A 7,311-nucleotide genomic window follows, 5' to 3' on the forward strand; every position below is an offset into this window, starting at 1 on the left:
GATGCCGCCGCGCGGCTCCGGGCGCCGGCCGTTGGGGCCGGCCCGCCGCACCGCGTCGCCCGCGCCGGCCGACCCCTCGGGGCGCCGCGTGGAGGGACGCTGCGACGACGTGGTCCGCGCCGGGGGCGCGATGCCGTCCGTGCGCTCCTTGTAGCCGTGCAGCGGGCGGTTGCGCACGGGCACGTTGCGGTAGTACGGCTGGTAGTACACCCGCCGGCTGCCCCGCCACCGATAGGTATCATAGTACCACGGGTAGCGCACGAGCAAAACGCGGATGCGGTCGCAGTCGTCCCAGTACACGGAGCGCGAGTAGTACCAGTCGCCAAAGCCGTCGTAGCAGGCGTAGCGCGGGTAGCGGTAGCGGCGGCCCACGTGGAACGTGTAGTAGTCCACCGACTCGTAGCCGTACCACCCCTCGGGCACGATGGCCCGGGTGATCTCGTCCATGGCGTAGAACGGATCGCCATAGATGGTGCGGTTGTTGTCCCAGCCGGCCTGCCGCGCGCCGTACAGGTCCTGCACGCGCCACAGCTCCAGGGGCTCGTCCAGCGTGACCGCCATGACGTAGCCCATGCCGTAGCCGCCCCGCACGTGCAGGTAGTCGTACGAGCGCGAGCCCAGGGTGAGGGTGCGGCCGCCCTCGATCCACCCGTCCTCGTTGGGCGAGCGGGGGTAGATGATGTCGACGTCGCCGTTGGTGTCGATCATGAACACGGCGAGGTACCCGTCCCGGTCGGTGCGTACGCGCACGCGCATGCGCTCGCCGGGCTGGTACACGTCGCGGGCGCCGTCCATCCACACCCGTACGCCGCCCTGCTGCTGCGCCGTGGGCGCCAGCCGGGCGAGGGTTGCGGAGGCCGGCTCCGGGAGCAGGAGGGCCGGTGCGGGTGCCGCGGCGGCCGGTACCGCGACCGCCAGGGCAGAGAGGGCAAGGCCCGCGAAGATGGTGTTGCGCATTGGATTGTCTCCGGGGTGCAGCGGGGTTCCGCCCAAGGGCAGGGCAATCGCCGTTCCGGCGGGCCGCTGAAACGTAAGATGCATGTGCCGCAAAAACTTAGCAAGGTTCCAGGCCCTGCTGGATTTTTGCCTTCGTCCCCCTTCGTGGACGGGTGTTCTCAATATCGGGACGCCGGAGGACACCGGGCGCGTTGCAGGCACTCGCGATACCCGCGGAGCTGCGACGAAAACTGGACGGAGGGGATGCGGGTCCGCGTGGATGAGGCTGCACCCAGCGGAACGCCGGGCGCCCCCCATCCCCGACCCTTCCCCCACAAACAGCGTGGGGGAAGGGAGAACTTCGCCGCGCGTGGAACGGATCGCGCCGGCAGCGCTTCCGCGCGGTGTCCGCCACGTGCCGGAAACCCGTTCGAAGTCTGCCCCCTCTCCCGCGCCGTTCGCGGGAGAGGGACGCGAGGAACGAGCGGGGTGAGGGCCCACCGTTGACCGGCGGCCCTCCCGCACCGTAACTTGCGAGATTGTCCCGAATCCCGACCCACGCCGCACCACCACGAGATCGCCGGCCGCCGCAACGGTCCGGGGAATGGATTGAAGTCGGAGCCGTGCCCCATCCCCTGCTGATCGACAGCTTTCAGACCGTGCCCGCGTTCCGCGCGCTGGCGGCGGCGCTTCCGCGCGCGGGTGAGCGGGCCATGGCCACCGGCCTGGCCGGCGCGTCGCCCATGACGCTGCTGGCCGCGCTGCACCGCGCCCGGCCCGAGCGCATCTGGCTCGTGGTGGCCGGCGGCCCCGAGGACGCCGAGCAGGCCACGTGCGACCTGGAGGCCATGCTGGGCGAGTCCGGCGTCTTTCTCTACCCCCAGCGCGAGTCGCTGCCGTACGAGGAGGGCGAGCCGCACCTGGAGATCGGCGGCGCGCGGGTCGAGGCGCTCGAGGCGCTGCTCAGCGGCCGCGCCCGGCTGATGGTGACCACCGCGCGGGCCATGCAGGAGCTCAGCCCCGCCGTGGACGGCCTGCGCGACCTGCGGCTGGAGATCCGGCAGGGCGACGTCCTCAAGCTCCCCGAGCTCTCCGCCCGCCTGGAGGAGATGGGCTTCGAGCGCGTGGCCACGGTGGAGGAGGTGGGCCAGTTCGCCCTGCGCGGCGGCATCGTGGACGTGTTCGGCTTCGGCACGCCGGAGCCGGCCCGCATCGAGATGCTGGGCGACGAGGTGGAGTCCATCCGCTTCTTCGACATCCTTTCTCAGCTCTCCGTCCGCGCCGTAGACCACCTCCAGCTCCTCCCGGTCGATCTCAAGGCCGCCGACGGCGTATCCTCCGCCGGACGCGCCACGTCCGCCGATTCCGCGGAGTCTGCCGCGTCCGACGGCGAGCGGCGGTCTCTGCTGGACTACGTGCCCGAGGACACCGTCGTCGTCCACCTCCACGGCGGGCACACACGGCAGGAGCTGGAGCGCACGTGGGCCGAGGTGCAGCGCCTGCACGAGGCGGAGGCCAAGCGCGGCACCCGGCCCGAGCCGCCCGCGCGCCTCTTCTTCCCTCCGGCGGACGCGGAGGGGCGGCTCGCGTCGTTCCCCCAGCTGTTCATCGAGGACGCCGGGTCGCAGGTCCCCACGCACACGGCGCGGTTCCGCGCGCTGCCGCCGGAGCCCATCGACCGCGACATGGGCCGCCTGGGCGAGGTGCTCAAGGGCGCGGCGGCGCGGGGCGAGCGCACGCTCATCCTCTGCGACAACCAGGGGCAGCTGGAGCGCCTGCAGGAGCTGCTGGACGAGCTCAAGGTGGCGCGGACCGTGGAGCTGGGGATCGGCTCGCTCACGGGCGGCTTTTTCCTGGCGGACGGCGAGCCCCCGTTCCGCGTCCTCACGGACCACGAGATCTTTCGCCGCTCGCGCCGCATCCGCCGCCGCCGCCGGTTCCGCGGGGGCGCGGCGCTGGAGAGCGTGGCCGCGCTCAAGCCGGGCGACTACGTGGTGCACATGGACCACGGCATCGGCCAGTTCCGGCGGATGGAGCGGGTCCGCGTGGGCGAGGAGGAGTTCGAGACGCTGGTGATCGAGTACGCCGGCGGCGAGCTGCTGCGCGTGCCCGTGCACCGCGTGGACCTCATCGAGCGCTACGTCACCGACAGCGACGGCGGGGACGACGCGCCGCCGCCCAAGGTGCACCGCATTGGCGGCAAGGACTGGTCGCGCGCCAAGGGCAAGACGCAGAAGGCCATCCAGGAGATGACGGCCGAGCTGCTGGAGCTGTACGCGGCGCGGCAGGCCGAGAAGGGCTACCAGTTCGCGCCCGACACGCGCTGGCAGCGGGAGATGGAAAGCGCCTTCCTCTTCGAGGACACGCCCGACCAGCGGCAGGCCACGGACGACGTAAAGCGCGACATGGAGTCGCCGCGCCCCATGGACCGCCTGATCTGCGGCGACGTGGGCTACGGCAAGACGGAGGTCGCCATCCGCGCCGCCTTCAAGGCCGTGCAGGAGGGCAAGCAGGTGGCCGTGCTCGTGCCCACCACCATCCTGGCCGAGCAGCACCTGCACACGTTCAGCGAGCGGCTGGCGGACTTCCCCGTCAAGATCGAGGCGCTCAGCCGCTTTCGCACCCCCAAGGAGGCGGCGCAGGTCATCGAGCGGCTGGCGTCCGGCGACGTGGACATCGTCATCGCCACCCACCGCCTGCTCTCGTCCGACGTCAAGTTCCACGACCTGGGGCTGATGGTGGTGGACGAGGAGCAGCGCTTTGGCGTCAAGCACAAGGAAGTGCTCAAGCAGCTGCGGCGGACGGTGGACGTGCTGACGCTCACGGCCACGCCCATCCCGCGCACCCTGCACTTCTCCCTGCTGGGGCTGCGCGACATGACGCTCATCCAGACGCCGCCCCGCGACCGGCAGCCCGTCATCACCCACGTGCTGCCGTGGACGGACGCCATCCTGGAGGACGCCATCCGCCGCGAGCTGGACCGCGGGGGGCAGGTGTTCTTTGTCCACAACCGGGTGGAGACCATCGGCGCCGTCGCGCAAAAGGTGCAAAAGCTCGTCCCCGACGCCACCATCGGCGTGGCGCACGGGCAGATGCGCGAGAAGGAGCTCGAGGAGGTGATGACGCACTTCATCGAGGGCGAGACGGACATCCTGTGCGCCACGGCCATCATCGAGAGCGGCCTGGACGTGCCCCGCGCCAACACGCTCATCGTCAACCGCGCGGACCACTTCGGCCTGAGCCAGCTGTACCAGATCCGCGGCCGCGTGGGACGCAGCCACCACCGCGCATACTGCTACCTGCTCGTCCCGGACGAGATCCAGGAGGACGCCGAGAAGCGGCTGCGGGTGCTGGAGCACTACACGGAGTTGGGCAGCGGCTACCGCATTGCCCTCAAGGACCTGGAGCTGCGGGGCGCGGGCAACATCCTGGGCCAGCAGCAGTCCGGCTTCGTGCACGCCGTGGGCCTGGACACGTACCTCCGTCTGCTGGAAGACACCATCAAGCAGATGAAGGGCGACGGAAAGACGCCGGCCAAGTCGCTGGCCGAGGTGTCGGTGGACGGCACGGCACTCATCCCGGACAGCTACATCCCGGACGAGGCGCAAAAGCTCCACTTCTACCGTCGCCTGAGCCGCGAGGAGTCGCTGGCGGGGATCGATGCCGTACGGCGCGAGCTGCGCGACCGCTTTGGCGCGCCGCCCGAGGAGGTGGAGACGCTGCTGGGGACGGCGGCGCTGCGCCTGCTGGGCGGCGAGCTGGGGATCGAGCGCATCCTGGTGCGTCCGTGGGACGTGCGGATGAACTTTCGCCAGGGCGTGGTGCCGCGGATGCAGGCGCTGCAAAAGGCCCTGCAGGCGTGGCAGTTCGGCGTGGAGGTGCGCCGCGCGCTGCCCCTGTCGCTGACGCTTACGCGCCACGGCACGGAGCCCATCCTGAATACGCTCGTCTCGGCCCTGCGGGACCTGGCGGCGGACCCCGCGCGGGCGGCATAGGGGAAGAAGTACCAAGTGACAAGTACCAAGTGCCAAGTGAACTGACGCGTTCGCGACAGACTCGGCTTGATCGACTTGGAACTAGGCACTTGGAACTAGGCACTTGGAACTTGTCACTCACAACCCGGCACTTCCCGATCACTGTCGGGTATCAGCGCGATTCCGTACCTTTCCGTAGCAGCAGCACCGCGAGTTTCCCTCGTGTTTCCACGGTGCGCCGGGCCCTCTCCCGCCCGGCGCCGAATACCCCATCAACCCGGTCTGGAGAACGTGATGAAGTTGTCCCGGTGGGCGCTGATCGCCGCTCCGCTCGCCCTCGCGGCGTGCGACGGCTTTGGCAGCGCCATGACTTCGCATACGGACGTCGTGGCCAAGGCCGCGGGCAAGGAGCTGAGCGTCGAGGACGCCGCGCAGATCCTGGCCAACAACCCGCAGATCCCCGAGGATCCGCAGGTGGTTCGCGCCCTGGCCGAACTGTGGGTGGACTACACCCTGCTGGCCACCGCCGTCGCCGAGGACAGCACGCTCGCCGTGCTGGACCTGGACAAGGTTGCCGAGGACCAGCGCGAGGACCAGACCGTCTTCCGGTTCCTGTCGCAGGCCGTGACCGCGGACACCAGCTTCACGGACGCCGAGCTGGAGCAGCTGTGGAACACCAAGGGCCCCGGCGTGGAGGTGCGCGCCCGCCACATCCTGCTGCGCCCCGCCGGCAATGGGCAGGCCGAGCCCACGCCCGCGCAGCGCCAGGAGGTCATGCAGCGCGCCGAGCAGATCCGCGCCCGCGCCGCGGCCGGTGAGGACTTCGCCACCCTGGCCCGCCAGTTCACCGAGGAGCCCGGCGGCAAGGAGCGCGGCGGCGACCTGGACTGGTTTGGCCGCGGCCGCATGGTGGCCCAGTTCGAGGAGGCCGCCTTCAAGCTGCAGCCCGGCCAGGTGAGCCCCGTGGTGGAGACGCCGTTCGGCTACCACATCATCAAGGTCGAAGACCGCCGGCAGACGCCCCTGGGCGAGAACCGCCAGGCGTTCCACATGCAGGCCCAGCAGCAGGCGCAGCAGGAGGCCGTGGGCAACTACGTGGACTCGCTCAAGAAGGCGTCCAACCTGCAGGTGCAGCCCCAGGCCGTGGAGAACGTGAAGAAGCTGGCCAGCGAGGGCAACTTCGAGCTGCGCGGCGGCGAGGCGTCGCGGGCCCTGGTGAGCTTCCGCGGCGGCGAGCTCACGGCCGGCGAGATGGCCGAGCTCATGCAGAGCGCGCAGTCGCAGCAGCTGGAGCAGATCAAGAACGCCCCCGAGGCGGACCTGCGCGGGTTCCTGGAAGACCAGGCCCTGCGCGAGGTGCTGCTGGCCGAGGCCAACCGGCGCAACTTCCGCCTGGCCCCCGCCGCGGCCGACAGCATCAACCGCGACACGCGCGCGGCCGTGCAGCAGCTGCTGCAGACGGCCGGCCTGGCCGGCCGCCAGTTCCCCAAGGGCAAGGCCGGCAACGGCGCCATCCAGGAGGCCGTGCGCAACCTGATGGAGCAGGCGGTGGCGGGCATGCGCCCCATCCGCCCCCTGGGCAAGCTGAGCTACGCCCTCAAGAACACGTACGACGCCGACGTGAACGACGAGTCGTTCCAGCGCGTGGTGGACCGGATGAAGGCCATTCGCGCGGCGCAGCCGGCCGCCAGCCCGGGCACGCCGCAGCGCCCCTCCGGGAGCATGCCGCCCCTGCCCGAGGGCGTGCAGCGCCCGGGCCAGGCGCCGTCCCCCCAGGGCCAGGCGCAGCCCCAGGCCCAGCCGGCCCAGCCCGCGCCCGCGCCGCAGGGACAGCAGGCCCCGTGACGGCGTCCGCGCCGGCCTGGAACCCGCGGCCCGGCAACAGGTTATAACCCGCGCGGCCGGGGACGGCTCGTTCCGTCCCCGGCCCGCGCGCTTTCTTGCCGGCGGCCCGACTGTTCGCGGCCGCCGGCGCCGACCGGAAAAGTGGACCTCGTTTTCCCTGTGAACCGCATGCGTACCGCATTCGCCGCCCTGGCGCTCGCCCTCGCCGCCGCGCCCCTGCTGGCCCGGCCCGCCCACGCGCAGCCCGGCGAGGAGCTGTGGGACGGCGTGGTGGCCGTGGTGGGCGACACCGTGCTGCTGCGCTCCGACCTGACCCTGTACCTGGAGCAGGCCCGGGCCCAGGGCGAGCAGGTGCCCACGGAGGGGCCGGAGCTGGACCGCTTCATCCAGCAGGCCGTGCAGGACCGCGTGAACGACCTGCTGCTCATCGAGGGCGCCCGGGCCGCCGGCCTGGAAGTGTCCGACACGGAGGTGCAGCTGGCCGTGGACGAGCAGATCCGCGACGTGCGCGGCCGCTTTCCCAGCGAGGCCGCCTTCAGCCAGGCCCTGGCCGAGT

4 protein-coding genes are annotated in these 7,311 nt (G+C 71.2%); 3 read left to right on the forward strand and 1 reads right to left on the reverse strand.

All coding sequences use genetic code 11. The annotated features are described in order from the left end of the window. Positions 1 to 957 (reverse strand): DUF4384 domain-containing protein (locus VFZ20_RS10700; RefSeq protein WP_329683862.1); only part of this gene is annotated, 957 nt, incomplete at its 3' end. Positions 958 to 1,559: 602 nt separating this feature from the next. On the opposite strand from VFZ20_RS10700, the gene mfd reads away from it, so the two are divergent. The 3 genes from mfd to VFZ20_RS10715 form a co-directional block, all read left to right on the forward strand. Then, on the forward strand, positions 1,560 to 4,931 hold the full coding sequence (gene mfd / locus VFZ20_RS10705; protein ID WP_329683863.1) for a transcription-repair coupling factor: 3,372 nt from the start codon (positions 1,560 to 1,562) through the stop codon (positions 4,929 to 4,931). A 273-nt stretch (positions 4,932 to 5,204) separates the two neighbouring features. Next, on the forward strand, positions 5,205 to 6,755 hold the full coding sequence (locus VFZ20_RS10710; RefSeq protein WP_329683864.1) for a peptidylprolyl isomerase: 1,551 nt from the start codon (positions 5,205 to 5,207) through the stop codon (positions 6,753 to 6,755). Between the two features lie 168 nt (positions 6,756 to 6,923). After that, positions 6,924 to 7,311 (forward strand): SurA N-terminal domain-containing protein (locus VFZ20_RS10715; RefSeq protein ID WP_329683865.1); only part of this gene is annotated, 388 nt, incomplete at its 3' end.

The sequence above is a fragment of the Longimicrobium sp. genome (assembly GCF_036280135.1).
GTDB lineage: Bacteria > Gemmatimonadota > Gemmatimonadetes > Longimicrobiales > Longimicrobiaceae > Longimicrobium.

Coding starts and splice junctions, on each gene's coding strand:
- VFZ20_RS10710 (WP_329683864.1), top strand. CDS start 5,205: ATGAAGTTGTCCCGGTGGGCGCTGATCGCCGCTCCGCTCGCCCTCGCG.